This is a genomic window from Escherichia sp. 93.0816 (genome assembly GCF_013368855.2).
Taxonomy (GTDB): domain Bacteria; phylum Pseudomonadota; class Gammaproteobacteria; order Enterobacterales; family Enterobacteriaceae; genus Escherichia; species Escherichia ruysiae.
Genome location: NZ_JABWNC020000001.1, coordinates 80556 through 105526, shown reverse-complemented (window position 1 = coordinate 105526; position 24971 = coordinate 80556). Strand labels below are relative to the sequence as shown.

The window sequence follows — 24971 nt, the reverse complement described above, 5'->3', positions numbered from 1 at the left end:
GCTTAGTCCAGCCCCAGCACACCGCGAAGTTGCGCCAGATCTTCCGCCAGCGCGGTAATCGGGCCTTTTAGCGCATTACGGTCAGCATCGGTCAGCTTGTCGTAAGTTTCAAAACCGTCTTTGGTACGGTATTTCGCCAGAATGGTATCGACCTTTTTGAAGTTGGTATCGACTTTTGCCAGCAGTTCCGGGTTAGCTTTTTGCAATTGTGGACGCAGCAGATCGACAATTTTCTGCGAGCCTTCAACGTTGGCCTGGAAGTCCCACAGATCGGTGTGGCTGTAACGATCTTCTTCACCGCTGATTTTGCTGGCTGCCACTTCCTCAATCAGTCCCGCTGCTCCGCCGACCACTTTTGAAGGTGGGAAAGCCAGTTCACTGATGCGCTTTTGCAAATCAACCACATCGGTATAAAGCTGGTCAGCGTACTGATCCATTCCTTTGGTGGTGTTGTCGCCAAACAAGGCTTTTTCCAGACGGTGGAAACCGGTGAATTTTGGGTCGGCGGCTTTTTGCTCGTAATCATCCTCACGGGCGTCAATGCTGCCATCCAGATCGGAGAACAGTTCAGCGATCGGTTCAATGCGCTCATAGTGCTGGCGCGTCGGCGCATACAGTGCTTTCGCTTTTTCGATATCGCCCGCTTTAATGGCGTCGGTAAAGGCTTTAGTGTCGGTCACCAGCTGCGTAGTTTCCGCCATGACATACGTCTTATATGCGGTAATTGCACCGCCGAGGCTTAACAGTGCATCACTTTGCGCCGCATCCGCCGTCGCCTCGCCTTTGACGATCAACTTCCCTTTCGGGTTAGTCAGCAGACCGCAGGTCATATCGTATTCACCAGGCTGTAAATTCGCCGTCATTTTTTGGCTAAAACCAGGGGCGATATTTTCCCGCTCTTCCACCACCATCACGCCTTTGAGGATCTCCCACTCCAGCGCCTTCTGACTGTGGTTCTGAATGATAAACTGCGTTTTCCCGGCGTTAACCGTAATAGTCATTGGTTCGCACTGCTTATCCGTCACGGTCACTTTGACCTGCGGAACATCAGCGGCATTTGCCATAAAAGCAGAAGAGAACAGCGCAGCCACGCTTAATTGCAGTGCGCTACGGCGGAAGTTAATGGTCATGACGAGACTATCCCTTTAAAGTATGTTGTAACTAAGCAAGAGTTTGCGTCGTATTTGTTACGCGGAGCGAGACGCTGTCGTTCCTGCACGTGGCGGCAGAGCAAACGCCACCAGCGCCGGGATGAGATAAATAAACCAGACGGCGACTTCGCTGACGCTCGGCGCTTCCTGATAACCAAAAATACCTTCCATCAGCGTGCCGAACAGCGAGTGAGTTGAGAGCACCGCGCTCATATCGAAGGCAATTTCCTGAAAGTGGTTCCACAATCCGGCTTCATGAAATGCGCGAATGGCACCTGCTGCCAGCCCTGCGGCGACGAAGAGAATAAACAGGCTGGTCCATTTGAAAAATGCGCCAAGATTGAGGCGAATACCGCCCCAGTAGAGCAGGAAACCAAGCACCACGGCAGTAGCAAGACCGAGCATTGCACCCAGCGGCGGCCAAATCCCGACATCTTGTTGAAATGCCGCCAGCAGGAAAAAGACCGACTCCAGCCCTTCCCGTGCAACGGCAAAAAAGACCATCATCACCAGCGCCCAGCCGTGATGATTCCCGCGCTGCAATGCGCTGTCGACCGCCTGCTCCAGTTGCACTTTGACGTTGCGCGACACCTTGCGCATCCAGAAAACCATCCAGGTGAGGATCACCACGGCGATCACTGCCACGATACCTTCAAACAGCTCCTGCTCTTTTTGCGGAAATTCGCCGGTGGTCTCATTAATGAAGATACCCAAACCCAGGCACAACGCAGCGGCAAGCAACACACCAATCCACATGACACCAATCCATCGGCCTCGCTGGGTACGCTTAAGATAGCTGGCAATCAAACTGACAATCAGCGCGGCTTCAAGTCCTTCGCGCAACATAATGAGAAACGGAACAAACATGCCACCCACCCTTAAACGTTTTTCTGAGTCAATCTATGCAAAGAAAAGTAAATCGCAGTGATAGCGATTATCATTACGGTGAAGAAAAACACAAGCGGAATGTAGTGATAATGATGAGGAAATGTAAAAATATTTTGAGAGAAAACACAGAGGGCAATCACTGATTGCCCTCTGTCTGCTTCCCATTATGACGTGGAATTTTCGGTAAAACGCCTTCCCTTAACCTTCCTGCAACCGTGACGGCGGCGCCGAATGATAGTGCGCATCTGCTTCGGCAAAGCGTTTTTGCATCGCCGCTGACGGCGCTTTACCCAGCAAACTAAACACCACAATCCCAATGCTGCCGAAGATAAAGCCCGGAATAATTTCGTACAGACCCAGCCAGCCGAACTGTTTCCAGACGATAACCGTCAGCGCACCGATGATCATCCCCGCCAGCGCGCCGTTGCGCGTCATGCGTGACCACATCACCGAGAACAGCACCACCGGACCAAACGCCGCGCCAAAGCCTGCCCACGCGTAGCTCACCAGCCCCAGCACGCGGTTTTCCGGGTTCGCTGCCAACGCAATGGCCACCAGCGCCACCACCAGCACCATAACACGCCCTACCCACACCAGTTCTTTCTGGCTGGCATGTTTACGCAGAAATGCTTTGTACAGATCTTCGGTAATCGCACTGGAACATACCAGCAACTGACAGCTTAACGTTGACATCACCGCAGCCAGAATCGCCGACAGCAGGATCCCGGCAATCCACGGGTTAAACAGAATTTGCGCCAGTTCGATAAACACGCGTTCAGCGTTCTGGTTTACCGCACCTGCTACCGCAGGATGATCATTAAAGTAAGCAATCCCAAAGAAGCCGACAGCCACCGCCCCAGCGAGGCAGAGGATCATCCAGGTCATACTGATACGACGCGCATGGACGATGCTGTGGTGAGAATCCGCCGCCATAAAACGCGCCAGAATATGCGGCTGCCCGAAGTAACCCAGCCCCCAGCCCATCAGCGAGATAATGGCGACAAAGTTCAACCCTTTGAGCATATCAACGTTTTCAATGCTCTTTTGTTTGATCACTTCCAGCGAATCGCCAAAACCACCGACGCTGATAATGACAATAACCGGCGTCAGGATCAGGGCAAAAATCATCAGGCTGGCCTGTACGGTATCGGTCCAGCTCACCGCGAGGAAGCCGCCAATAAAGGTATAAAGGATGGTCGCCGCTGCACCTGCCCACAGAGCCGTTTCGTAGCTCATGCCAAAGGTGCTTTCAAACAGACGCGCGCCTGCCACAATGCCCGAAGCGCAATAAATGGTGAAGAACAGCAAAATAACCAGCGCGGAGATAATACGCAAAATACGGCTTTTATCTTCAAAGCGCCCGGTGAAATAATCCGGCAGGGTTAAGGCGTTATTGTTGTATTCGGTATGCACACGCAACCGCCCGGCCACCAGTTTCCAGTTAATCCATGCGCCTAATGTCAGGCCAATAGCGATCCAGCTTTCGGAAATCCCGGAAAGAAACACTGCGCCTGGCAGTCCCATTAACAGCCAGCCGCTCATATCCGACGCACCCGCCGATAACGCCGTCACAAACGGCCCAAGGCTGCGACCACCCAGAATATAGTCGTCAAAGTTTTTAGTTGATCGCCAGGCGATAAACCCAATCAATATCATGCCAAAGATATAGACACAAAATGTCACCAACATCGGTGTGCTAATAGCCATCTAAAGTCTCCAAAAAATTATTATCGGCAATGTCGAAACTTGCCGTTATATCTGCCACCGGAACGGGGTAACAGAGTTTATGTTTACCAGGGCGACCGTATCCTGCCGGAAGCGGTGGTTATTCACAATCGATTTAACACATCATTTACATTAAATTTTAGTGCCCAGCGATACTATTTTTCATCAGGTTGCATTCCCTCACATTTTTTGCGGTTGCACCTTTCAAAAATGTTAACTGCCGCAGAGAAAAAGTCTGCGTTAATTTTTTATTCCCTGTCATATCGATTTCTTTTATTAACATTTCATTCATTTTTAAGCTTGCTACGTAAGTCACATTTAACATGGTTGCACAAAGTTGCAACATAATGGATATTTCACAATAACGTTAAGTTGCACCTTTCAGAACAACAGGAGTAATGGCATGGGAACCACCACCATGGGGGTTAAGCTGGACGACTCGACGCGTGAGCGTATTAAGTCAGCCGCGACACGTATCGATCGCACGCCACACTGGTTAATTAAGCAGGCGATTTTTTCTTATCTTGAACAACTGGAGAACAGCGATACCCTGCCGGAGCTGCCTGCGCTGCTTTCTGGCGCTGCCAATGAGAGCGATGAAGCACCGACTCCGGCAGAGGAACCACACCAGCCATTCCTCGACTTTGCCGAGCAAATTTTGCCGCAGTCAGTTTCCCGTGCTGCCATCACCGCTGCCTATCGCCGCCCGGAAACCGAAGCGGTTTCTATGCTGCTGGAACAAGCTCGTCTGCCGCAGCCGATTGCGGAACAGGCGCACAAACTGGCATATCAACTGGCCGATAAACTGCGTAATCAAAAAAACGCCAGTGGTCGCGCAGGCATGGTTCAGGGATTATTGCAGGAGTTTTCGCTGTCATCGCAGGAAGGCGTGGCGCTGATGTGTCTGGCGGAAGCGTTGTTGCGTATTCCCGACAAAGCCACCCGTGATGCGTTAATTCGCGACAAAATCAGCAATGGTAACTGGCAGTCACACATTGGTCGTAGCCCGTCTTTGTTTGTTAATGCCGCCACCTGGGGGCTGCTGTTTACCGGCAAACTGGTTTCTACCCATAACGAAGCCAGCCTCTCCCGTTCGCTAAATCGCATTATCGGTAAGAGCGGTGAACCGCTGATCCGCAAAGGTGTAGATATGGCGATGCGCCTGATGGGCGAACAGTTTGTCACTGGTGAGACCATCGCGGAAGCGTTAGCTAATGCCCGCAAGCTGGAAGAGAAAGGTTTCCGTTACTCTTACGATATGCTCGGCGAAGCCGCGCTGACCGCCGCAGATGCGCAGGCGTATATGGTGTCCTATCAGCAGGCGATTCACGCCATTGGTAAAGCATCCAACGGTCGTGGCATCTATGAAGGGCCGGGCATTTCAATCAAGCTGTCGGCGCTGCATCCGCGTTACAGCCGCGCCCAGTATGACCGGGTAATGGACGAGCTTTACCCACGTCTGAAATCATTAACCCTGCTGGCGCGTCAGTACGATATTGGTATCAACATTGACGCCGAAGAGGCCGATCGTCTGGAGATCTCCCTCGATTTGCTGGAAAAACTCTGTTTCGAGCCTGAACTGGCAGGCTGGAACGGCATCGGTTTTGTTATTCAGGCTTATCAAAAACGCTGCCCGCTGGTAATTGATTACCTGATTGATCTCGCTACCCGCAGCCGTCGCCGTCTGATGATTCGCCTGGTGAAAGGCGCGTACTGGGACAGCGAAATCAAGCGTGCGCAGATGGACGGCCTTGAAGGTTATCCGGTTTATACCCGCAAGGTGTATACCGACGTTTCTTATCTCGCCTGTGCTAAAAAGCTGCTGGCGGTGCCGAATTTAATTTATCCGCAGTTCGCGACGCACAACGCCCATACGCTGGCGGCGATTTATCAACTGGCAGGGCAGAACTATTATCCTGGTCAGTACGAGTTCCAGTGCCTGCACGGCATGGGCGAGCCACTGTATGAGCAGGTCACCGGGAAAGTTGCCGACGGCAAACTTAACCGCCCGTGTCGTATTTACGCGCCGGTCGGTACGCATGAAACGCTGCTGGCGTATCTGGTGCGTCGCCTGCTGGAAAACGGTGCCAACACATCGTTTGTTAACCGTATTGCCGATACCTCTTTGCCGCTGGATGAACTGGTTGCCGATCCGGTCACTGCTGTAGAAAAATTGGCGCAACAGGAAGGGCAAACAGGATTACCGCATCCGAAAATTCCGCTACCGCGCGATCTTTACGGTCAGGGGCGCGACAACTCGGCGGGGTTAGATCTTGCCAACGAACACCGTCTGGCATCGCTCTCCTCTGCCCTGCTCAACAGCGCACTGCAAAAATGGCAAGCCTTGCCAATGCTGGAACAGCCGGTAGCTGCAGGTGAGATGTCACCCGTTATTAACCCTGCGGAACCGAAAGATATTGTGGGCTATGTGCGTGAAGCCTCGCCGCGTGAAGTGGAACAGGCACTGGAAAATGCGGTTAATAATGCGCCAATCTGGTTTGCCACTCCTCCGGCTGAACGCGCGGCGATTTTGCATCGAGCTGCCGTGCTGATGGAAAGCCAGATGCAGCAACTGATTGGTATTCTGGTGCGTGAAGCCGGGAAAACCTTCAGTAACGCCATCGCCGAAGTGCGCGAAGCTGTCGATTTTCTCCACTACTACGCCGGACAGGTGCGGGACGATTTCGCTAACGAAACTCATCGTCCATTAGGGCCAGTGGTGTGTATTAGCCCGTGGAACTTCCCGCTGGCGATTTTCACCGGGCAGATCGCCGCCGCACTGGCGGCAGGTAACAGCGTACTGGCAAAACCGGCAGAACAAACGCCGCTGATTGCCGCGCAAGGCATCTCTATTTTACTGGAAGCCGGTGTACCGCCGGGCGTGGTGCAGTTGCTACCAGGACAGGGTGAAACCGTGGGCGCACAACTGACGGGTGATGATCGCGTGCGCGGGGTGATGTTTACCGGTTCAACCGAAGTCGCCACGTTACTGCAACGCAATATCGCCAGCCGCCTGGACGCTCAGGGTCGTCCTATTCCGCTTATTGCTGAAACCGGCGGTATGAACGCGATGATTGTCGATTCCTCCGCTCTGACTGAACAAGTAGTCATAGATGTACTGGCCTCGGCGTTCGACAGTGCAGGTCAGCGTTGTTCGGCGCTGCGTATGCTGTGCCTGCAAGATGAAATTGCCGACCACACGCTGAAAATGCTGCGCGGCGCAATGGCTGAGTGCCGGATGGGTAATCCGGGTCGCCTGACCACCGATATCGGGCCGGTAATTGATAGCGAAGCGAAAACCAATATTGAGCGCCATATTCAGACTATGCGCGGCAAAGGCCGTCCGGTGTTCCAGGCGGTGCGGGAAAACAGCGAAGATGCCCGTGAATGGCAAAGCGGCACTTTTGTTGCTCCGACGCTGATCGAACTGGATGACTTTGCCGAATTGCAAAAAGAGGTCTTTGGTCCGGTGCTGCATGTGGTGCGCTACAACCGTAATCAATTGCCGGAGCTGATCGAGCAGATTAACGCTTCCGGTTATGGTCTGACACTTGGTGTCCATACGCGTATTGATGAAACCATTGCCCAGGTCACTGGCTCGGCCCATGTTGGTAACCTGTATGTTAACCGTAATATGGTGGGCGCAGTGGTGGGTGTGCAGCCGTTCGGCGGCGAAGGGTTGTCCGGTACTGGGCCGAAAGCAGGCGGTCCGCTCTATCTCTACCGTCTGCTGGCGAATCGCCCGGAAAGTGCGCTGGCAGTGACGCTCGCGCGTCAGGATGCAGAGTATCCGGTCGATGCGCAGTTGAAAGCCGCATTGACTCAGCCGCTAAATGCACTGCGGGAATGGGCAGCAAATCGTCCAGAATTGCAGACGTTATGTGCGCAATATGGTGAGCTGGCGCAGGCAGGAACACAGCAATTGCTGCCTGGACCGACGGGTGAACGTAATACCTGGACACTGCTGCCGCGTGAGCGCGTGTTGTGTATTGCCGATGATGAACAGGATGCATTAACTCAGCTTGCCGCCGTGTTGGCCGTTGGCAGTCAGGTGCTGTGGACGGATGACGCGCTGCATCGTCAGCTAGTGAAGGCATTGCCATCGGCAGTCAGCGAACGTATTCAACTGGCGAAAGCGGAAAATATTACCGCTCAACCGTTTGATGCGGTGATCTTCCACGGTGATTCGGATCAGCTTCGTGCACTGTGTGAAGCGGTTGCCGCGCGGGATGGCGCAATTGTTTCGGTGCAGGGTTTTGCCCGTGGCGAAAGCAATATCCTGCTGGAACGGCTGTATATCGAACGTTCGCTGAGTGTAAATACCGCTGCCGCTGGCGGTAACGCCAGTTTAATGACGATCGGTTAAAGAGCTTGCCGGAGGATGTTGCAACTTCCTCCGGCATCATTAACGTGGTCGAATCCCTTCAATAATAATCCGCTGCACGTTCTCAACCGTTTGATTGAAAAATACCTCATCGCGCAACGTCGCGCCTGTCACCGCCTCCACCTGAGGGGCGAAATCGGCGTAATGTTGAGTGGAAGCCCAAATCATAAAAATCAGATGCTGCGGGTCAATCGGCGCGAGTTTGCCGCTTTTGACCCAACCGGCAATCAGCGCCGATTTCTCATCAATTAACGCCTTCAAATCGCCCGTCAGTTCATCCATTAACAGCGGCGCGCCTGCCAGCATCTCCATACAGAACAGGCGCGAAGCCTGCGGATAATCGCGTGAGACTTCCAGCTTCAGACGGATGTACTCTTTGATCGCCGCCAGCGGGGCAAAATCTTCACGAAACGCTTTTAACGGTGCCAGCCAGATATCGAGAATTTGCCGCAGCACGGCAATATACAGCGCCTCTTTTGACGGAAAGTAATACAGCAGATTGGTTTTTGACACGCCCGCCAACTCTGCGATCTGTTCCAGCCTTGTGCCGTGAAAACCGAATTGTGAAAAAGTGTCCAGCGCCGCACCAAGAATCGCTTTTTTCTTCGCGCTCACTGCGCGCGAACGTTTACCCGTTGTTTTCACTGCGCCTTGTGTCATGCGCTCACCCCTCTTGTAGACTGGCAACAGGATAGCAAAATCAGCAAGATGCCTCGACCATCAATATTCACGGTACAAATGAATAATGGTGGAATGAGCGAGAAAGGTATTAACACGAGGATATTAAGAAGAGTACCAGAACGAAAAACCGCCGGAATTACCGGCGGCAGTGGCGTAATGACGTGCGTCAGACAAAACGCATTCGTCATGGAGTAGCCCGGCTAGTTGTTGCTTTTGCCGTGACTGCTTTTGCCCCCTTTTTTTCCAGCTTCAGATGCGCGCTGCGGGTCATTTTTGAAATTCCCCCCGCTGTGCTGTCCACCTTTTTTACCTGCTTCTGATGCTCTTTCGCGGTCTTCTGCAAAATTGCCGGAACCGCCTCGATGGTTTGCCATTACTGACCTCCGTCATCATAGTGCCCAGGATTAACGCGGCGTATGGCGGGTGCCATATTTTCGCTACGTGGGACTAAGCTTAGTGAACTGACGCGGGTAAGCCTGCGTTTGGTAATATCCTGCAACAGCTTCTTAGCGAGAATAGATATCATTTCCGGTAATCAGCCATAAGCCGCTCTTATGATTAAAAAAACACTATGGGATAAAAATGTATCATTTTGCGACAAAATTACATGCTTGTGAAAATTGTTATAAATCAAATAAGTGGTTGTGAAATTTGCACTCTGAATAGGACGTCTTATCTTTAAATGAGTGGTAGCGAATCGCTACGGAATAGAGATAACACGAGGAGTGGTTAGAAATGGCTAAAGTTCTGGTGCTTTATTATTCCATGTACGGACATATCGAAACGATGGCACGAGCTGTCGCCGAAGGCGCAAGCAAAGTCGATGGCGCAGAAGTTGTCGTTAAGCGTGTACCGGAAACCATGCAGCCGCAATTATTCGAAAAAGCAGGCGGTAAAACGCAAACTGCGCCCGTTGCAACCCCGCAAGAACTGGCCGATTACGACGCGATTATTTTTGGTACACCAACCCGTTTTGGCAATATGTCAGGCCAGATGCGTACTTTCCTGGATCAGACTGGCGGCCTGTGGGCTTCCGGCGCTCTGTACGGCAAACTGGCAAGCGTCTTTAGTTCGACCGGCACCGGCGGCGGTCAGGAACAGACTATCACTTCAACCTGGACGACCCTTGCACATCACGGCATGGTGATTGTCCCTATTGGCTACGCAGCACAAGAGTTATTTGACGTCTCGCAGGTTCGCGGCGGAACGCCTTATGGCGCGACCACCATTGCAGGCGGTGACGGTTCGCGCCAGCCCAGTCAGGAAGAGTTGTCTATCGCACGTTACCAGGGGGAATATGTTGCTGGTCTGGCAGTCAAACTTAATGGCTAATCTTCAACAGGAGGATACACATGCCAACTCAAGAAGCGAAAGCTCATCACGTGGGTGAATGGGCATCTCTGCGCAATACGTCGCCGGAAATAGCCGAGGCCATTTTTGAAGTCGCCGGATACGATGAGAAAATGGCGGAAAAAATTTGGGAAGAAGGTAGCGATGAAGTGTTAGTCAAAGCCTTTGCCAAAACCGATAAAGATTCGCTTTTTTGGGGCGAACAGACCATCGAACGTAAAAACGTTTAACCAGTGACTCCCCCGCAGCTGGCGGGGGAGTTTTCTGTTATTTCACCGCCTCGTTCAACACGCTATCAAACTTATCCATCGGACAAAAACCATTAGCGTCTATCGGGCAACCGGTTAATTCCAGCGTCACCCGCTGAGCCGGAGCCTGCAACGTTAACGCGTCGGCATTACGCAACTGTTCCGCGCTCTGGTATACATACTCGATTTTCATCAAATCACGATTGGCTTTGCTGTCATGCCAACGCTGGAAAACGATTTTGCCGCCAATTGGCGTGCGTTCGTTCTGGTCATGCAACTGATAGGGTTTAAAATCCAGCGCGGTGAGCAGCGAGGCAATATTAGAGTCATGCCCTACCAACACAGTGATTTTCGGTGCGCTGGCGCGATCGGTGACCAGGGCTTTGTCGATATAACTGACCAGCGGTTTCGCAACATTGCGCGCTACTTCCGGTGAGGTAAACAGGCTGTCCTGGTAGCCGTTTTTCAGCTTCGACAACACCTTCCACTGTTGGTCAGATTTAATTTCCCCCCACGCCACCTGATCCATCGGGAAACCTTCGTAGTATTGCAAAGTGAAAGCATCCACCAGCGAGTTGCCGACTTTCAACGGTCCAGAAACGCCCGGCTCTTGTTGATACTTCGCACTAAAAGTATTTTTGCCATCCACCAGCGAACATTGCTGCTTCTCTTTACAGGCTGGAGAGTCTTTATAGTTAACGATTTTTTCCAGTAGCTGATAGCTGTCCATCAGTTGTAGTTTGCTGAACTCTTTCTCCATTGCCGCCACCGCCTGCTCACTGAATGCGGCGGAATCATCGGTGATTACCGGGTTAAAGGTTGGATCCATGGTGCCCATTTTTTCCTGGTGATGAACAGGAATATCACATCCAGGGAATGCACCAGTAATAAAGAACTGCGCGGTAGCGACGGTACGTTGCAGGCTGTTTGCGTAAGCATAAACGGTGTCCGGCGGCGGGCATTCACCCGACTTTACCATCCCCTGCTCTGCCAGCCACTCACGCATGTAATGCCCCATATACACTTCCAGCACGCCACCTTTAGTGGTGAGCTGCCCGCCAGGAACATCCCATTCCGGCCATTTATTCGGCGTCGACTGCTCAAGCACACTGCCATTATTTGCCAGCGGCGCACGTAAGTTATGGCGACTCATCATCAGCACTTGCTGTAGCTGATAGCCTTCCGGTACAGCCTGTGCCTGAGCATTTGAAGAAAGCAAAGCCATCCCTGCCACGGCTGTGGCGATTAGCGTTTTTTTCATTCCTCACACCTCTTTTGTTATCAATGATTAAAGAGTGTGACAGAAATATGACTTTTTTCCGGGAACAGGTTCGCAAATTAGCAGATAACGAGGCGGGAAACTTGCAGAGCACCAGGCGATAGCGGACAGTCGCTGCGCTATCGCCTGGTTTGTATCATTAAACTAATATCTGAAACAGCACGGCAAAAAGAATGATATTGGCAATGACAATGGTCCAACCGTTATAAAGCATATATTTCAGGTGAGTTGATTGTGCCAGCCCCATTTGACCAAACATATCCGATGAAGGGAAAGGCCCAAACCAGTCCACTTGCGATGAGGCTAACAATACCGCCGTTGTCCCCTGTGGCGGCACTCCCGCAGCCATCAACATCGGACCAAATATTTTGTGCGTAAAGGTCATCTGAGCAACAGCGGCACCTGGCACATGACCAATAATGTTAAAAGCAAAAATACAGAAGCAAAGCCATGCCGGTGATATCCCGGTTAACAGAGGTTGGGTGTATTCGAGCAACCCCTGATACGCCTGCAGGCTATCCATAAGTTCCAGAATCGGGTTATACAGCCAGTAGAGCAGAAACATCCACACCAGTCTGCCACACCCCTTATACAGCGCCTGCAGTATCCCGGCAGGGCTTAATCCTCCCACCAGTCCGGTGATCAAAGCCACCAGTAACATCACGATAATGGCAAAACTAAAACCTGCTTTTATCACTACACCGATAACCGCCATAACAATAATGGTTGCGGCAAATGCCAGCGCGCTGAGCTTGCGACGACGAACGCGGGCGGGTTCCTCTTCTTCCTGAGTTTTCTCAGAGAGATCCACTTCGTAGTGTAATTTTCCTTCCGTCATCTTCTGAATTCGCCCGGCCATGATCCAGCCAGCGAATAACGTCACGGCGCTCATTGGTAATCCAACGTACATCAGGTATTGCGGATAAGTCAGGCCGCCGAGTTGTAAAATCGTCACGGTACTGGGGGTAAATGGCCCGGTAAACAATCCCACTGAGCCTGCCGTCATCATCAGTGCAGCCACCGTGGGAGGCGTCAGCCGTACTGCCGCCGCCACAGGAATAATCACCGCAACAATAATGGCATTGCCGCCTGCCATAGTGCCCAGCGCGCCACAGATGAGAATGGAAGATACAACGATGCCAAATTTGACCCGCGTCTGGCTGGAAAGCCCGATACGATGTACCACAAATTTGACCAGTTCAACGGCGGCTCCGGTACGTGTTGCAACTTCCCCGACACCGGCACCAAGCATAATGATCAGACCTACAGTGGCGATAAACGATCCCGTCGATTTTGCCAGCATGGTGCCCATTTCAGGTAAGCCGGTGGAGGTCATGATCATCGCAATAATAATCGATGAAATAACCGCCAGAACAATATCGACGCCTATCAACGAGAGCGCCGCTAACGCTACCAGCGGTGTAAAACCAAGCAGTCCGAGTTCATTACCTGGACGCCCCTGACACCAGAACGCTGTCAGTAAAAAAACAACCAACAGTAAACCAATAATGACATTCTTTTTGGTGATATTTTGTCTGGTTAGCGAACCACCAGCGAGCATTGAGTCACTCATATAACTCCTTAACCCCATCGAATCGACCATCAATATCAGCCGATGTATTTGGACAGCTCAGAAAATATCCCCCCTCGTTATTATTGTTAGCAAAATGCACTGAGGGTTTGTCCGGGTACTACAGGTATTATTCTGAGTTCGTAATTAACCCCTTTAGGTGGGCAAATAACGCATTGTTACCAGAACAGGCGTTACAGATTAAATTTATGTTAACTTGGTGTTACCATGAAATGACTTTTTATCTATCGTCTATAACTCTGGGTTAACTCTTAATGAAACTGCGCCACCTGGAAATCTTCTATGCCGTGATGACATGCGGGACACTTTCCCGGGCTGCGGAATCGCTGAATATTTCCCAGCCGGCCGCCAGTAAAGCGTTAAAAAACGCTGAACAAAAACTCGGTTTTCAGCTCTTTCAGCGAGTTCGTGGCAAGCTTCTTCCAACCAGCGAAGCGATCACACTTTTTGAAAAAGCGCAGTCGATTTATCACGAACTCGATAACCTGCGACTGCTGGCCGATAACCTGACGCGAGATCCGCGAGCCAAAATAGCCCTGGGATGCCTGCCAAGTCTGGGGTTAAGTCTGGTGCCAGAAATAGTCACCGCGTTTTACCAGCAGAATGCAAATCTGGTAATGACACTGACGACAGAGCACACCGAAACGTTGGTTAAAAAGCTTGATCTGCGCGAGATTGATCTGGCTCTGACGCTACAGCCGATTCAACAGGGGGAGATTATGACGACGCTGATAGCCGAAGTTCCGCTGGTTTATATCGACCGGGACTATCGACAGGGCGCGGTAGAAATAGACAAGATTGACCAACAACGCTGGATTTCTCCCGGCCCCTATTCCCTTTCCGATGCAATAGCCAAACGGCGTGATTTTTTGACGACGCGCCTGAATGTCCAGACGTATTACATGGCGACTGAATTTGTAAAACGAGGAATGGGATGCAGTATTACCGATATTTTCTCTGCCCGTCATAACCTCCCGGCAGAGACAATTCACCCCATCGAACCACCAATAAAAATTGATCTTTGCTTACTACGCCGTGCCGATGTTTCGCTTAGTCCTATTACACAAAAATTTGTCGATTTCCTCTGTCAGCAATTACGTCAGCAACTGCGAGCCATTAACCTTGAGTTATACCCTGAAAATAAAAAGTCAATTGCTCCTCAGGCCTAAATGTTTTGACATATCCCCAACGCATTTATTAGCGGTGGATATCTCAGGTGATGAAAAAACGCATTGTAGTTATTGGCGGCGGGGTAATTGGTCTGGCGACAGCATGGGTTCTGGTAAAACAGGGCCATCAGGTGCAATTGTTAGAACGCAACAGTCAGGCAGGTATCGCCACCAGTTTCGCTAATGGCGGGCAACTCAGCTATCGCTACGTTGCTCCTCTGGCGGATAAAGGCGTACCGATGCAGGGGCTTAAGTGGATGGGGAAAAGTGACTCCCCTCTGAATATGCGTTTGCGCATGTCATTTAGCCAGTGGCGCTGGTTGCTGGCGTTTTTAATGTCCTGTAATAGCCGGACAAATAAACTCAATGGCGACCATATTTTACGCTTATCACTGTTAAGTCGTCAGGTCATGGAAGAGTGGCTGCTGGAGGATAATCTTGATGATTTTCACTGGTGCCGTTCTGGAAAACTGATTATTCATCGCCGCCAGCAAGATTTAGCCAAAGCAGCAAAAGGCATTGATCCGCAATTTCAACAGGCTTTATCACGCGAAGAGTGTGTTCATCTTGAACCAGCACTAAAACATATTGGTCATTCCCTGTGCGGTGGTATTTACTCCCCCGGCGATGAAACGGCGGATTGCTATAAGTTCTGTCAGGCATTACTTGCCAAACTTAATGCCAGTGCGAATTTTTCGCTACAGACCGATTGCGAAGTTTTGCAGTTGAACAAAAAAGGTGAGCGCATTGAGTCTATTACCACCCGCACTGGAACGCTGGTTGCGGATGATTATGTCGTTGCCGCCGGTAATGGCAGCACGCATTTGCTTGCCGGAACCGGGACTCACGTACCGCTCTGCGGTCTGAAAGGTTACAGTCTGACGCTCCCCTTCCCACAAAAAATGGGGATCGCACCACAAATCAGTGTCACCGACTATGGTCATAAAATTGTCTATGCCCGACTCGGTAACCGGTTGCGCATCGCCGCCATGGTCGATATTGGCTATGACGGTACTGAACTGCGCCCTGAACGCATTGGCGCCTTAAAACAGATCGTGGCTGCCAGTTTTCCGCAACTGCAAGGTATTGATGAGGCCGAATTATGGACGGGTATGCGTCCATCCACCCCTGCGGGTCCGCCACTATTAGGACGGACGAAGTATCAAAATCTATGGATGAATCTTGGTCAGGGCAGTCTGGGCTTTACGCTGGCGGCGGGTAGTGCCGTGGTGTTAGGCGCTCTGCTGTCGGGCGAAGATCCTGCAATTTCACTTGATGGACTGACATGGAGCCAATCAGCTTGAATATCAAACGTAATAACCCACAACCGCGTCTTGCTGCCAGTGTGGAATATGGCAATCTTGTTTTTCTCTCCGGTCAGACACCGAAGAGCAATACTCCGTCCATCGCGCAACAAACGCGCGAAGTGCTGGAGAAAATCGACGCATTACTTGCTGAAGCTGGCAGTGATAAATTTCATCTCTTGTCCGCTCAGATATGGTTAAAAGATATCAGCCGCGATTTTGCCGAGTTCAACGACGTATGGGTTAGCTGGATGCCAGAAGGATATAGCCCGGCACGTGCTGCCGTTCAAGCGGAGATGGCCCGCCCGGAGATTCTGGTTGAAGTGATGGTCACTGCGGTAAAAGCGGGATAAGTCCCCATTTTCTGCCCCCTGGCAAGATAGTCATGGGGCATCCCTGAAGGTTAAACGTCCCCTCTTTCACCTGCCAACATTCAGGCTGAAAATATCATTTTTAGTTATGTTGTTGTCTCTGGCCTACGATTTTTTCTGATTTCCCCTACACTTAACATTGATACCTTGTCAGGGGTTTCCCTTTGTCTGTATTGATTTACGCGAGATAACGCTATGGAATTAAAGGATTATTACGCCATCATGGGCGTGAAACCGACGGACGATCTCAAGACAATCAAGACCGCCTATCGTCGACTGGCCCGTAAATACCATCCCGATGTCAGTAAAGAACCCGATGCCGAAGCCCGCTTCAAAGAGGTCGCTGAAGCGTGGGAAGTATTGAGTGATGAGCAACGTCGCGCTGAGTATGATCAGATGTGGCAGCATCGCAACGATCCGCAATTTAACCGCCAGTTCCATCATGGCGACGGTCAGAGTTTTAACGCCGAAGATTTTGACGATATCTTCTCGTCAATTTTCGGTCAACATGCCCGCCAGAGTCGCCAGCGCCCCGCCACACGCGGCCACGATATTGAAATTGAAGTGGCGGTATTCCTTGAAGAAACGCTTACTGAGCACAAACGTACCATCAGTTATAACCTGCCGGTTTATAACGCCTTTGGCATGATCGAACAGGAAATCCCCAAAACGCTGAATGTGAAGATCCCGGCGGGCGTCGGCAATGGTCAACGCATCCGCCTGAAAGGCCAGGGGACGCCGGGCGAAAACGGTGGTCCAAATGGCGACCTGTGGCTGGTGATTCATATTGCGCCGCATCCGTTGTTTGATATTGTCGGTCAGGATCTGGAAATTGTGGTGCCGGTTAGCCCGTGGGAAGCGGCACTGGGTGCAAAAGTCACTGTACCAACACTGAAAGAAAGCATTTTGCTGACTATCCCGCCAGGCAGTCAGGCCGGGCAACGATTACGCGTTAAAGGCAAAGGTCTGGTGAGCAAAAAACAGACCGGCGACCTGTATGCAGTGCTGAAAATCGTCATGCCACCGAAACCGGATGAGAACACTACCGCGCTGTGGCAACAACTGGCAGACGCCCAGTCGTCTTTTGATCCACGTAAAGATTGGGGGAAAGCATGATGGCTAATGTTACGGTGACTTTTACCATTACCGAATTTTGCCTGCATACCGGCATCTCTGAAGAGGAGTTGAATGAAATTGTCGGTTTGGGGGTGGTTGAACCGCGTGAGATCCAGGAAACAACCTGGGTGTTTGATGACCATGCCGCCATTGTGGTGCAACGCGCGGTACGTCTGCGTCAGGAGCTGGCGCTGGACTGGCCGGGGATCGCGGTGGCGCTGACGTTAATGGATGATATTGCGCACCTGAGGCAGGAAAACCGCCTGCTGCGCCAGCGGCTTTCCCGGTTTGTGGCTCATCCGTGAGTTTGTTGCCTGATGCGACGCTTAACGCGTCGTATCAGGCTTACAAATCGGCATTATCTCTATTGGTTATCGCAAGCAACAACTGGCTTAGTGCTGCGTAAAAACCAAAGCTATCATACTGACGGCAACGCGCAGCAAACTCAGGTAACCATTGCCACAGTGCCGTTAGCGTTTTTTGCCGCAAACTGTCGATTCTTCGCGCAGGAACAGTCCCCTCTCCCAGTGAAAAATGCAGATGACTTAACAACTCCAGATAGATCGCCAGATGATCTGACGGTTCGTTGAAATTGCCACTGGTTTCCATCCCCGCCTCAACTAACAAACGTTTAATCTCTTGCTCGTCCTGTTTGTAGGCCGATGCATAAGGCAGCGCCGCTTGTTTGTCAGTCATCAGAAACAGGCCGCAAAAGTCAGCGGCGAGTTCCAGACGGGCGTCGTCACGAACCGTCAATGCAGCGATGCGCAGTCGCACTGATGGCAAGCAATGGCTGGTCGAAGTGGAAGACAGCGGCTGCGGTATTGATCCCGCGAAACTGACTGAAATCTTCCAGCCATTTGTTCAGGTAAGGGGCAAACGCGGCGGCACCGGGCTGGGGCTGACTATCAGTAGCGGTCTGGCCCAGGCGAGGGGCGGCGAGCTGAGCGCCACCAGCACGCCGGGGGCTGGAAGCGTGGTTGAATAAGAAAGACCTGAACGCGATTTGAATCAATATCAGCCAGTTAAGAATATTTAGAATAGTGGCATTTAGTATGCAACTTAACGGACTGGCAAAATCATGACAGAGAAAAAAAGAACCCGCTGGCAGCGGCGGCCAGGCACGACGGGCGGCAAATTACCGTGGAATGACTGGCGCAATGCCACGACCTGGCGTAAAGCGACGCAATTATTACTGTTAGCAATCAATATTTATATTGCCGTCACCTTCTGGTACTGGGTGCGCTATTACGAAACAGCAGGTAATACGGCATTTGTCGCCAGGCCGGGAGGCATCGAAGGCTGGCTACCGATTGCCGGTCTGATGAATCTGAAATACAGCCTTGAGACAGGTCAATTACCTTCCGTCCATGCCGCCGCGATGCTGTTGCTGGTCGCTTTTATCATCATCAGTCTGTTGCTGAAAAAAGCCTTTTGTTCATGGCTATGCCCGGTTGGTACGCTTTCTGAATTAATCGGCGATCTCGGGAAAAAACTGTTTGGTCGGCAATTTGCCCTTCCCCGCTGGCTGGATATTCCTCTGCGCGCAGTGAAATATTTGCTGTTGAGTTTTTTTCTCTATATCGCGTTATTGATGCCCGCTCAGGCGATTCACTATTTTATGCTATCGCCCTACAGCGTGGTGATGGACGTTAAAATGCTCGATTTCTTTCGCCATATGGGAACAGCGACGTTAATCAGCGTGATCGTTTTACTGATTGCCAGCGTGTTTATTCGCCATGCCTGGTGTCGTTATCTCTGCCCGTATGGTGCGCTGATGGGACTGGTTTCATTATTTTCGCCGTTTAAGATTCGTCGCAATGCCGAAAGTTGTATCGACTGCGGCAAATGCGCAAATAATTGTCCGTCACGGATACCTGTCGATAAATTAATCCAGGTTAGAACGGTGGAATGTACCGGCTGTATGACCTGCGTCGAGTCATGTCCGGTCGCTTCAACATTAACTTTTTCGCTGCAAAAACCTGCGGCAAATAAAAAGGCCTTTGCGTTGTCTGGCTGGTTAATGACGCTACTGGTTCTGGGGATTATGTTTGCGGTGATTGGTTATGCGATGTATGCGGGCGTATGGCAAAGCCCGGTGCCAGAAGAATTGTATCGACGCTTAATTCCGCAAGCACCAATGATTGGTCATTAAAATAGCAACAAGCGGAACATCACCTCGTGCGGGGTGATGTTCACAAAATCACATTATTTTGATTTTGACGTCATAACCTTCAAGCCCGGTCATTTTCTCCCGCGCAGTAAAGCGAATTTCAGAGACTTCTTTCCCTGTGTTCTTATTCAACTCGGCGATTTTTTGCGCAATAAACTCGGAGATTTCCGTTTCGGCTTGTTTTTTTAGCTCTTCAATATTCACTGTTAACCTCTTCTGGTCTTAAAAGACAGCAACACGCCAGCAAGGTGTTGGTTCCGATCCCCTGGTCAGGTTAGAAATGTTATAAGCCATCTGCATGAAAGATTCAATAATCAGTAGGTTATCGCTCAATATGCGTACAGGGATAAGTGCAAACAGAAGATATAAAAAAGGCTCCGCGAGGGAGCCTGATATTATTTTGTGAAATCCAGCGGCGCATGGTCAGTGCGTATTTGCAAGGCAACGTTATCAAAGGTGATCATCGTCGATTTACAGAAAATACACTTAGCGCCCAAAGGGTTTCGCTCCGTCACATCGAATGCCGATGTGCGGTACTGTGAACCATGACAACATGGACAGCGGAAATGGAGATGTTGAGTAATAACGGCAACCTTAGAGCGTAACAACGTTCGCTGCCGAGGGACCACGCTGCCCCTGCTCAATAGAAAATTCGACTTTCTGATTTTCATTCAGAGTGCGGAATTCATTGCTCTGGATGGCGGTGAAATGAACGAAAACGTCCTTGCTGCCATCATCAGGAGTGATAAAGCCAAAACCTTTATCTGCGTTAAACCATTTTACTAATCCAGTCATTTTATTAGACATATTTTACTTCCTTCATTTTGGGCCTTTCGGCAAACAGGGCTTTATTACAGAAACTACTTAGTGTTCAGGAGAGAGACTCAAAAGAAGGGGATAATGCCTGATAATGAGAACTGCTTTAGTAAACTACTTTGTATGCTGTCTGTCTTTCAAACCGACGCAGCTATTAACGCATGATAAATATGATTAAGCAAATTTTATTTTAGCCGTCCGGCGGTCTTAAATATCACTGGCTTTATTTTATTAACACCGTATAGTGCAGCGCAGTATTTTTAGTAAGGAATTTGTTTGTCCCGTAAAATGACAGGAATTGTCAAAACCTTTGATCGCAAAAGCGGCAAAGGATTCATCATCCCCTCCGACGGTCGTAAAGAAGTCCAGGTTCATATTTCCGCATTCAGTCCCCGCGACGCAGAAGTGCTCATCCCAGGATTACGCGTAGAATTTTGCCGCATTAATGGCCTGCGTGGACCAACAGCGGCAAATGTTTATTTATCCTGATGTAAACTACATGCCGGAATGCGCGCTTCATTCACTATTTGCGTAAAATCCGCCAGTGAACACATGCCCTGCGCGTTTCTCTCCTCACATTCTGCCAGTGTCAGTTTTACCTCTCCAGGCGGCGTTTTTAGCGATAGCGGCGTTTTATCACGCATCTGCTGCAAGGTCTGGAATACCAGCGAAACCTGAATCCATTGACTGTTATCACTTAGCCGCCGCCAGCGTTCAAATACCAGTTCACCACCCGGCGGGGTGTTATCCGGTTGACCCGGCAGCGTCCAGTTAAGCTTCATTGCGCCACCGAGATTCGCCAGGTTGGTATCGTGCCCGGCAATAAACAACAGTGAAGTCGGTAGCGTAATTCCATAGATCGATTTTTGCGGGTTGTTTGGCGTCAGCGCCGTCAGAACTAAATCCAACAACGGTGTGGCACGGCTACGAGCCACGTCAGGGGTACGTTGCAGCAAATAAAACTGCGCATTATGCAGACTTAATAAGGTGTTCCACTGATGTGAATCAGTGATTCGTCCCCAGCCAGGCTCCGGCATTCCCTGTGCTTGTTGCAGGAGAAAGATCTCCGTCAGCATGGATGCGAGGCTTACCGCACCTGTTAATGAGACGTTATCAGCACTCACCTTGAGTTCAGAGGGTAATGCCTGCGTGAACGAACAGCTTTCGTCTTGTTTCTCTCGTTTGAGGCACAGACTTGATTGCGGAAAATTGAGTACCCGCTCCAGTTCGTGAAATGCCGTTTGCCGATGATCGGTAAAATCAACGAGAGAGCCGCCTGCCCTGCTGAGAATGGCCTCAGTCACGTTCACTTTATCCAATTGGCAAACACCGGTTTTCAGGGGATTAAATAACGGATCGGGACGGGAAGTGTCTGACTGAGTATGTACGGTTATTGCACAATCGGGAGCCAGCCCGGCAGCAAAGGCTTCACCTGTTTTACGAGTGCGCTCGTCGACATCGGCAATAATCTCGACCTGCCCAGCTTTCGGGCAACCATTTTTTGCCAGTAAACCGTCAGCCACCAGGCGTTGGCGTTGGTAATGTCCGAGATAAGAGATCAGCTCACCGCCTCGTGGTGTCAGCCAACCCAGCTTCACCGGCCAGCCAGGCCAGGTGTCTGGAGTAACGTCCTGCATGAGTTGCGTAGATTTGGTGGGTGCTCGCACACCATGACGGCTGACAATCACTACACTTTCCAGCTTCAGTTCCGGCGCCCCCTGAGCAAATGCAGGTAGCGGTGTTAACGGAAGCAAAAGAGAAAAAAAGGGGATCAAAATCGCTTTCATCGCCAGGTTTCCGTTTTTCATGTTTCGCATTATTGCCTGATGCGACGCTGATGCGTCTCATCAGGCCTACGTTCGTTGTGCGTCAAATCAACCTTTCAGACGCTGTTCCAGCCATACCAACACCACGGTGGAGAGTGAACACATCAACAAAATTCCGACGAACCACAATAAATACCACATTGATCATCCCTCCTTAGTACAGCTCACTATCGTGACGGCGAAGAGTTTCAGTTGTCATGCGCCCCCACATTTTGTAGTAGCTCCACACAGTGTAGAGCAACACAATAGGCAAAAATATCAGCACAATTACTAACATAATGCTCAACGTCAGCTGACTGGAGGTGCTGTCCCACAGCGTCAGGCTGGAGATCGGACTGATGCTCGAAGGCATGACAAACGGAAACAGCGTGATACCTGCCGTGAAGATAACGCCAAATTGCATCAATGATGCCAGCAGAAATCCCCAACCGGGGCGACCACGATAAATCGCCATCACCGTCAGTAACGGGCAGAAAAACCCCAGCAGCGGGAAAATCCACAATATCGGCGATTCAACAAAATTATTCATCCAGGCACCGGGCAGTACGGCAACCAGTTTCATTAACGGATTGGACGGGCCGTTAACATCCTGGGCAAGCAATACGAAGCCATCAATACCCACCCACAGCCAGTAGCCCGCCAGCAAAAAGCACAGCATGACCAACAGCGCAGCGCGTTTGGTCGCCAGCTGCGAACGCAGGTGAATAGCACCGACTGTTTTTAGCTGTAACCAGACGCCCCCTTGCAAAATCACCATGCCCAGACTGAGCAAACCACACAGTAATGGGAACGGTGTCAGCAATTGCCAGAAAGAACCGAGGTACTCCACGCGTAATTGCGGCGTGAAGACAAACGGCACGCCAAGTAACAAATTGCCGAACGCGATACCAAAGACGACCGGCGGCACCAGACTACCGATGACCAGACCGGCATCCCACATTTTACGCCAGCGCGCATCGGCGATTTTTCCACGATAATCAAAAGCCAGCGGGCGAAAGAACAGCGAGCACAGCACCAGAATCATCGCCACGTAAAAGCCAGAAAACGCCGCTGCATAGACTCTGGGCCAGGCGGCAAATAATGCCCCGCCCGCAAGAATCAACCAGACCTGGTTGCCTTCCCAGTGCGCACCTACGCTGTTAATCAATACCCGACGTTCATCATCATCACGCGCCACCAGCGGCAGCAGACAGCCAATCCCCATGTCAAATCCATCGGAGATCATAAAGACCACGAGGATGACGCCAATCAGCAGCCACCAGATGAAGCGCAATGTTTCATAATCAAACATGATTCTCTCCTTTACCCCTGTTGCTGCGTCGGTTGTTCACTCTGCATCGCGCTCGGCCCCAGACGGGCATATTTCTGCATCAGGTAGACTTCGGCGATTAAGAACAGGGTATAAAGCCCTACGATCATGATTAGTGAGAAAGCCAGTTGGCCCGTGGTTAATGCGGAGTGCGCAGAGTATGTCGGTAAAATGTCCTGAATCGCCCACGGCTGACGACCAAACTCGGTCATAAACCACCCGGCTTCAATGGCAATCCACGGCAGCGGCAAACTCCAGAGCGCCATTTTCAGTACCCAACGATGCTGGTCGATTTTGCCGCGCAGCGTCTGAACGAGCGCAATCAGCATTACCAGTAACAGCAGCGAACCGCAGCCCACCATGATGCGGAAACTCCAGAACACCGGCGCAACCTGTGGAATAGCGCCACGCATCGCCGCCTGATACTGCGCAGGTGTGACATGATTCATATCCGGCGCATAGCGGGAGAGCAACATGCCGTAACCGAGATCGCTTTCCAGATTACGAAACGCCTGCAGAACATGTGGCTCACGGTTACCCTGAGAGATCTCCTGCATCAGCAGCCAGGCCATACGTCCGCGTTGCAAGCGTGGATAGGTTTCAGCCATCAAATTTTTCAGCCCCGGAACGGGCTTATCTAATGAGTGAGTGGCGAGGATCCCTAACAGTGCGGGAATTTTGATGGCAAAGGCATTACGTTCTTGATCCTGTTCCGGCCAGGCAACCACATGGAACGGTGCAGGTGCGGGTTCGGTTTGCCACTCCCCTTCCATTGCTGCCAGTTTTACCGGCTGAACGCGTGCGACTTCATAAGCAGAACTGTCTCCAAGTTGCAGCGCGCCGATTATCGCCAGTGTGCCAAAGACCGAGCCGATGGCAAACGAACGTAGCGCGACATCACGCTCCCGTCCGCGCAGTAAATACCAGGCACTGATCGCCATAATGAACATTGCCCCGGTCACATAACCCGCCATCACCGTATGGACAAATTTCACCTGGCTGACAGGGTTAAAAACCAGATCGCTGAAACTGGTCATCTCCATACGCAGGGTGTCGATATCGAAATGCGCGCCGGTCGGGAACTGCATCCAGCCGTTGGCATTCAAAATCCACAATGCGGAGATATTGGAACCGAATGCCACCAGCCAGGTAACCAGCAGATGCTGGTATTTATTCAGCCGTTGCCAGCCGAAGAAGAACAGACCGACAAAGGTGGATTCGAGGAAGAAGGCCATTAATGCTTCCATCGCCAGCGGTGCGCCAAAAATGTCGCCCACATAATTGGAATAGAATGACCAGTTAGTACCAAACTGAAACTCCATCGTCAGACCGGTGGCCACGCCGAGAGCGAAGTTGATACCGAAGAGCTTACCCCAGAAACGCGTCATATCGCGGTAGACTGTTTTGCCGGTGACCACGTAAATGGTTTCCATGATAGCCAGCAAAAAAATCAGCCCCAGGGTAAGGGGCACGAATAAAAAGTGGTACAGCGCGGTCAGTGCAAACTGCCAGCGCGATAAGTCAATAACATCCCACATGCGAACTCCTGTAGGCGAAGAGAGGGAAATAACCCTTTAATAGTAGATCTCC

General features: G+C 51.1%; 25 protein-coding genes and 3 pseudogenes. 11 read left to right on the top strand and 17 right to left on the bottom strand.

The window, feature by feature from the left end; translation table 11 throughout:
- Positions 1–2 precede the first annotated feature (2 nt).
- The 4 genes from efeO to HEM79_RS00475 all read right to left on the bottom strand — a co-directional run bounded on the left by efeO (position 3) and on the right by HEM79_RS00475 (position 4110).
- Positions 3–1130 carry an iron uptake system protein EfeO gene (gene efeO / locus HEM79_RS00490; RefSeq protein WP_176241252.1) on the bottom strand — a complete coding sequence of 376 codons (1128 nt, stop codon included), beginning with the start codon at positions 1128–1130 and terminating at the stop codon, positions 3–5.
- 57 nt (positions 1131–1187) lie between these two features.
- On the bottom strand, positions 1188–2018 hold the full coding sequence (gene efeU, locus HEM79_RS00485) for an iron uptake transporter permease EfeU (protein WP_000497943.1): 831 nt from the start codon (positions 2016–2018) through the stop codon (positions 1188–1190).
- 219 nt (positions 2019–2237) lie between these two features.
- Positions 2238–3746, bottom strand: a complete 1509-nt coding sequence (gene putP / locus HEM79_RS00480) for a sodium/proline symporter PutP (protein WP_001018481.1) — start codon at positions 3744–3746, stop codon at positions 2238–2240.
- Between the two features lie 157 nt (positions 3747–3903).
- Positions 3904–4110, bottom strand: a complete 207-nt coding sequence (locus HEM79_RS00475) for a hypothetical protein (protein ID WP_183082697.1) — start codon at positions 4108–4110, stop codon at positions 3904–3906.
- Between the two features lie 57 nt (positions 4111–4167).
- Between HEM79_RS00475 and putA the strand changes: the two genes are divergently transcribed.
- A complete protein-coding gene (gene putA, locus HEM79_RS00470; protein ID WP_176241253.1) occupies positions 4168–8130 on the top strand; it encodes a trifunctional transcriptional regulator/proline dehydrogenase/L-glutamate gamma-semialdehyde dehydrogenase in 3963 nt (1320 codons plus the stop codon).
- 39 nt (positions 8131–8169) lie between these two features.
- Here the strand turns inward: putA and rutR are convergent, their stop codons facing one another.
- Positions 8170–8808: an HTH-type transcriptional regulator RutR gene (gene rutR / locus HEM79_RS00465; protein ID WP_010344430.1), complete on the bottom strand. Its 639-nt coding sequence runs from the start codon at positions 8806–8808 to the stop codon at positions 8170–8172.
- A gap of 221 nt (positions 8809–9029) precedes the next feature.
- Positions 9030–9203 (bottom strand): con-10 family general stress protein, encoded by a 174-nt coding sequence (locus tag HEM79_RS00460; RefSeq protein ID WP_001273661.1) that lies wholly within the window; start codon positions 9201–9203, stop codon positions 9030–9032.
- Between the two features lie 361 nt (positions 9204–9564).
- On the opposite strand from HEM79_RS00460, the gene wrbA reads away from it, so the two are divergent.
- On the top strand, positions 9565–10161 hold the full coding sequence (gene wrbA, locus HEM79_RS00455; RefSeq protein ID WP_001151442.1) for an NAD(P)H:quinone oxidoreductase: 597 nt from the start codon (positions 9565–9567) through the stop codon (positions 10159–10161).
- 20 nt (positions 10162–10181) lie between these two features.
- Positions 10182–10409, top strand: coding sequence for a YccJ family protein (locus HEM79_RS00450; protein WP_001143120.1), 228 nt, complete (start codon positions 10182–10184; stop codon positions 10407–10409).
- Between the two features lie 37 nt (positions 10410–10446).
- Here HEM79_RS00450 and agp read toward each other — a convergent pair whose 3' ends face one another.
- Positions 10447–11688, bottom strand: coding sequence for a bifunctional glucose-1-phosphatase/inositol phosphatase (gene agp / locus HEM79_RS00445; RefSeq protein ID WP_176241254.1), 1242 nt, complete (start codon positions 11686–11688; stop codon positions 10447–10449).
- 157 nt (positions 11689–11845) lie between these two features.
- Positions 11846–13279 carry a gluconate:proton symporter gene (locus HEM79_RS00440; protein ID WP_176241255.1) on the bottom strand — a complete coding sequence of 478 codons (1434 nt, stop codon included), beginning with the start codon at positions 13277–13279 and terminating at the stop codon, positions 11846–11848.
- A 272-nt stretch (positions 13280–13551) separates the two neighbouring features.
- Here HEM79_RS00440 and HEM79_RS00435 point away from each other — a divergent pair, with 272 nt between their 5' ends.
- The 5 genes from HEM79_RS00435 (at position 13552) to cbpM (ending at position 17562) form a co-directional block, all read left to right on the top strand.
- Positions 13552–14466, top strand: coding sequence for a LysR family transcriptional regulator (locus tag HEM79_RS00435; protein WP_176241256.1), 915 nt, complete (start codon positions 13552–13554; stop codon positions 14464–14466).
- Between the two features lie 50 nt (positions 14467–14516).
- Positions 14517–15770: a D-amino acid dehydrogenase gene (locus HEM79_RS00430; protein ID WP_176241257.1), complete on the top strand. Its 1254-nt coding sequence runs from the start codon at positions 14517–14519 to the stop codon at positions 15768–15770.
- On the top strand, positions 15767–16123 hold the full coding sequence (locus HEM79_RS00425; RefSeq protein WP_024192222.1) for a RidA family protein: 357 nt from the start codon (positions 15767–15769) through the stop codon (positions 16121–16123). The genes HEM79_RS00430 and HEM79_RS00425 overlap by 4 nt, the downstream gene beginning before the upstream one ends.
- Positions 16124–16336: 213 nt before the next feature.
- On the top strand, positions 16337–17257 hold the full coding sequence (cbpA, locus tag HEM79_RS00420) for a curved DNA-binding protein (protein ID WP_176241258.1): 921 nt from the start codon (positions 16337–16339) through the stop codon (positions 17255–17257).
- Positions 17257–17562 (top strand): chaperone modulator CbpM, encoded by a 306-nt coding sequence (gene cbpM / locus HEM79_RS00415; protein WP_105284912.1) that lies wholly within the window; start codon positions 17257–17259, stop codon positions 17560–17562. Before cbpA ends, cbpM begins: the two co-directional genes overlap by 1 nt.
- Positions 17563–17602: 40 nt before the next feature.
- Here cbpM and torD read toward each other — a convergent pair.
- Positions 17603–18025: pseudogene (gene torD, locus HEM79_RS00410) on the bottom strand (molecular chaperone TorD); the annotation flags it as partial.
- Between torD and HEM79_RS00405 the strand changes: the two are divergent.
- Positions 18021–18233: pseudogene (locus HEM79_RS00405) on the top strand (ATP-binding protein); the annotation flags it as partial. The pseudogenes torD and HEM79_RS00405 sit on opposite strands and share 5 nt — an antisense overlap.
- 105 nt (positions 18234–18338) lie before the next feature.
- Positions 18339–19412 carry a 4Fe-4S binding protein gene (locus HEM79_RS00400; RefSeq protein ID WP_176241259.1) on the top strand — a complete coding sequence of 358 codons (1074 nt, stop codon included), beginning with the start codon at positions 18339–18341 and terminating at the stop codon, positions 19410–19412.
- A 48-nt stretch (positions 19413–19460) separates the two neighbouring features.
- On the opposite strand, the gene HEM79_RS00395 is transcribed toward HEM79_RS00400, so the two are convergent.
- From HEM79_RS00395 to cspG, 4 genes and pseudogenes are all read right to left on the bottom strand, one after another.
- Positions 19461–19634, bottom strand: coding sequence for a GnsA/GnsB family addiction module toxin (locus tag HEM79_RS00395; protein ID WP_001019202.1), 174 nt, complete (start codon positions 19632–19634; stop codon positions 19461–19463).
- Positions 19624–19851: pseudogene (locus HEM79_RS22490) on the bottom strand (protein YmcE). The gene HEM79_RS00395 and the pseudogene HEM79_RS22490 overlap by 11 nt, the downstream one beginning before the upstream one ends.
- Positions 19826–20014, bottom strand: coding sequence for a cold shock small protein YmcF (ymcF, locus tag HEM79_RS00380; protein WP_071524879.1), 189 nt, complete (start codon positions 20012–20014; stop codon positions 19826–19828). Before ymcF ends, HEM79_RS22490 begins: the two are co-directional and overlap by 26 nt.
- Before the next feature lie 10 nt (positions 20015–20024).
- Entirely contained in the window at positions 20025–20237 is a 213-nt protein-coding gene (cspG, locus tag HEM79_RS00375) for a cold shock protein CspG (RefSeq protein ID WP_000066493.1), read from the bottom strand.
- Positions 20238–20522: 285 nt separating this feature from the next.
- Here cspG and cspH point away from each other — a divergent pair, with 285 nt between their 5' ends.
- Entirely contained in the window at positions 20523–20735 is a 213-nt protein-coding gene (gene cspH, locus HEM79_RS00370) for a cold shock-like protein CspH (RefSeq protein ID WP_000087759.1), read from the top strand.
- Here the strand turns inward: cspH and HEM79_RS00365 are convergent.
- From HEM79_RS00365 to appC, 4 genes are all read right to left on the bottom strand, one after another.
- Entirely contained in the window at positions 20723–22033 is a 1311-nt protein-coding gene (locus tag HEM79_RS00365) for an AppA family phytase/histidine-type acid phosphatase (protein WP_176241300.1), read from the bottom strand. The two genes, cspH and HEM79_RS00365, sit on opposite strands and share 13 nt — an antisense overlap.
- 87 nt (positions 22034–22120) lie before the next feature.
- On the bottom strand, positions 22121–22213 hold the full coding sequence (gene cbdX, locus HEM79_RS00360; protein ID WP_000270308.1) for a cytochrome bd-II oxidase subunit CbdX: 93 nt from the start codon (positions 22211–22213) through the stop codon (positions 22121–22123).
- A gap of 13 nt (positions 22214–22226) precedes the next feature.
- Complete coding sequence (appB, locus tag HEM79_RS00355; RefSeq protein ID WP_000460782.1) at positions 22227–23363, bottom strand: cytochrome d ubiquinol oxidase subunit II; 1137 nt, start codon at positions 23361–23363, stop codon at positions 22227–22229.
- Between the two features lie 11 nt (positions 23364–23374).
- Positions 23375–24919, bottom strand: a complete 1545-nt coding sequence (gene appC / locus HEM79_RS00350) for a cytochrome bd-II oxidase subunit 1 (RefSeq protein WP_021550569.1) — start codon at positions 24917–24919, stop codon at positions 23375–23377.
- Positions 24920–24971: the final 52 nt, after the last annotated feature.

Excerpts from the sequence above, each read along its gene's own strand:
- efeO (WP_176241252.1), bottom strand. The coding sequence starts at position 1,130 with ATGACCATTAACTTCCGCCGTAGCGCACTGCAATTAAGCGTGGCTGCG.
- efeU (WP_000497943.1), bottom strand. The coding sequence starts at position 2,018 with ATGTTTGTTCCGTTTCTCATTATGTTGCGCGAAGGACTTGAAGCCGCG.
- putP (WP_001018481.1), bottom strand. The coding sequence starts at position 3,746 with ATGGCTATTAGCACACCGATGTTGGTGACATTTTGTGTCTATATCTTT.
- HEM79_RS00475 (WP_183082697.1), bottom strand. The coding sequence starts at position 4,110 with ATGTTGCAACTTTGTGCAACCATGTTAAATGTGACTTACGTAGCAAGC.
- putA (WP_176241253.1), top strand. The coding sequence starts at position 4,168 with ATGGGAACCACCACCATGGGGGTTAAGCTGGACGACTCGACGCGTGAG.
- rutR (WP_010344430.1), bottom strand. The coding sequence starts at position 8,808 with ATGACACAAGGCGCAGTGAAAACAACGGGTAAACGTTCGCGCGCAGTG.
- HEM79_RS00460 (WP_001273661.1), bottom strand. The coding sequence starts at position 9,203 with ATGGCAAACCATCGAGGCGGTTCCGGCAATTTTGCAGAAGACCGCGAA.
- wrbA (WP_001151442.1), top strand. The coding sequence starts at position 9,565 with ATGGCTAAAGTTCTGGTGCTTTATTATTCCATGTACGGACATATCGAA.
- HEM79_RS00450 (WP_001143120.1), top strand. The coding sequence starts at position 10,182 with ATGCCAACTCAAGAAGCGAAAGCTCATCACGTGGGTGAATGGGCATCT.
- agp (WP_176241254.1), bottom strand. The coding sequence starts at position 11,688 with ATGAAAAAAACGCTAATCGCCACAGCCGTGGCAGGGATGGCTTTGCTT.
- HEM79_RS00440 (WP_176241255.1), bottom strand. The coding sequence starts at position 13,279 with ATGAGTGACTCAATGCTCGCTGGTGGTTCGCTAACCAGACAAAATATC.
- HEM79_RS00435 (WP_176241256.1), top strand. The coding sequence starts at position 13,552 with ATGAAACTGCGCCACCTGGAAATCTTCTATGCCGTGATGACATGCGGG.
- HEM79_RS00430 (WP_176241257.1), top strand. The coding sequence starts at position 14,517 with ATGAAAAAACGCATTGTAGTTATTGGCGGCGGGGTAATTGGTCTGGCG.
- cbpA (WP_176241258.1), top strand. The coding sequence starts at position 16,337 with ATGGAATTAAAGGATTATTACGCCATCATGGGCGTGAAACCGACGGAC.
- cbpM (WP_105284912.1), top strand. The coding sequence starts at position 17,257 with ATGGCTAATGTTACGGTGACTTTTACCATTACCGAATTTTGCCTGCAT.
- HEM79_RS00400 (WP_176241259.1), top strand. The coding sequence starts at position 18,339 with ATGACAGAGAAAAAAAGAACCCGCTGGCAGCGGCGGCCAGGCACGACG.
- cspG (WP_000066493.1), bottom strand. The coding sequence starts at position 20,237 with ATGTCTAATAAAATGACTGGATTAGTAAAATGGTTTAACGCAGATAAA.
- HEM79_RS00365 (WP_176241300.1), bottom strand. The coding sequence starts at position 22,033 with ATGAAAGCGATTTTGATCCCCTTTTTTTCTCTTTTGCTTCCGTTAACA.
- cbdX (WP_000270308.1), bottom strand. The coding sequence starts at position 22,213 with ATGTGGTATTTATTGTGGTTCGTCGGAATTTTGTTGATGTGTTCACTC.
- appB (WP_000460782.1), bottom strand. The coding sequence starts at position 23,363 with ATGTTTGATTATGAAACATTGCGCTTCATCTGGTGGCTGCTGATTGGC.
- appC (WP_021550569.1), bottom strand. The coding sequence starts at position 24,919 with ATGTGGGATGTTATTGACTTATCGCGCTGGCAGTTTGCACTGACCGCG.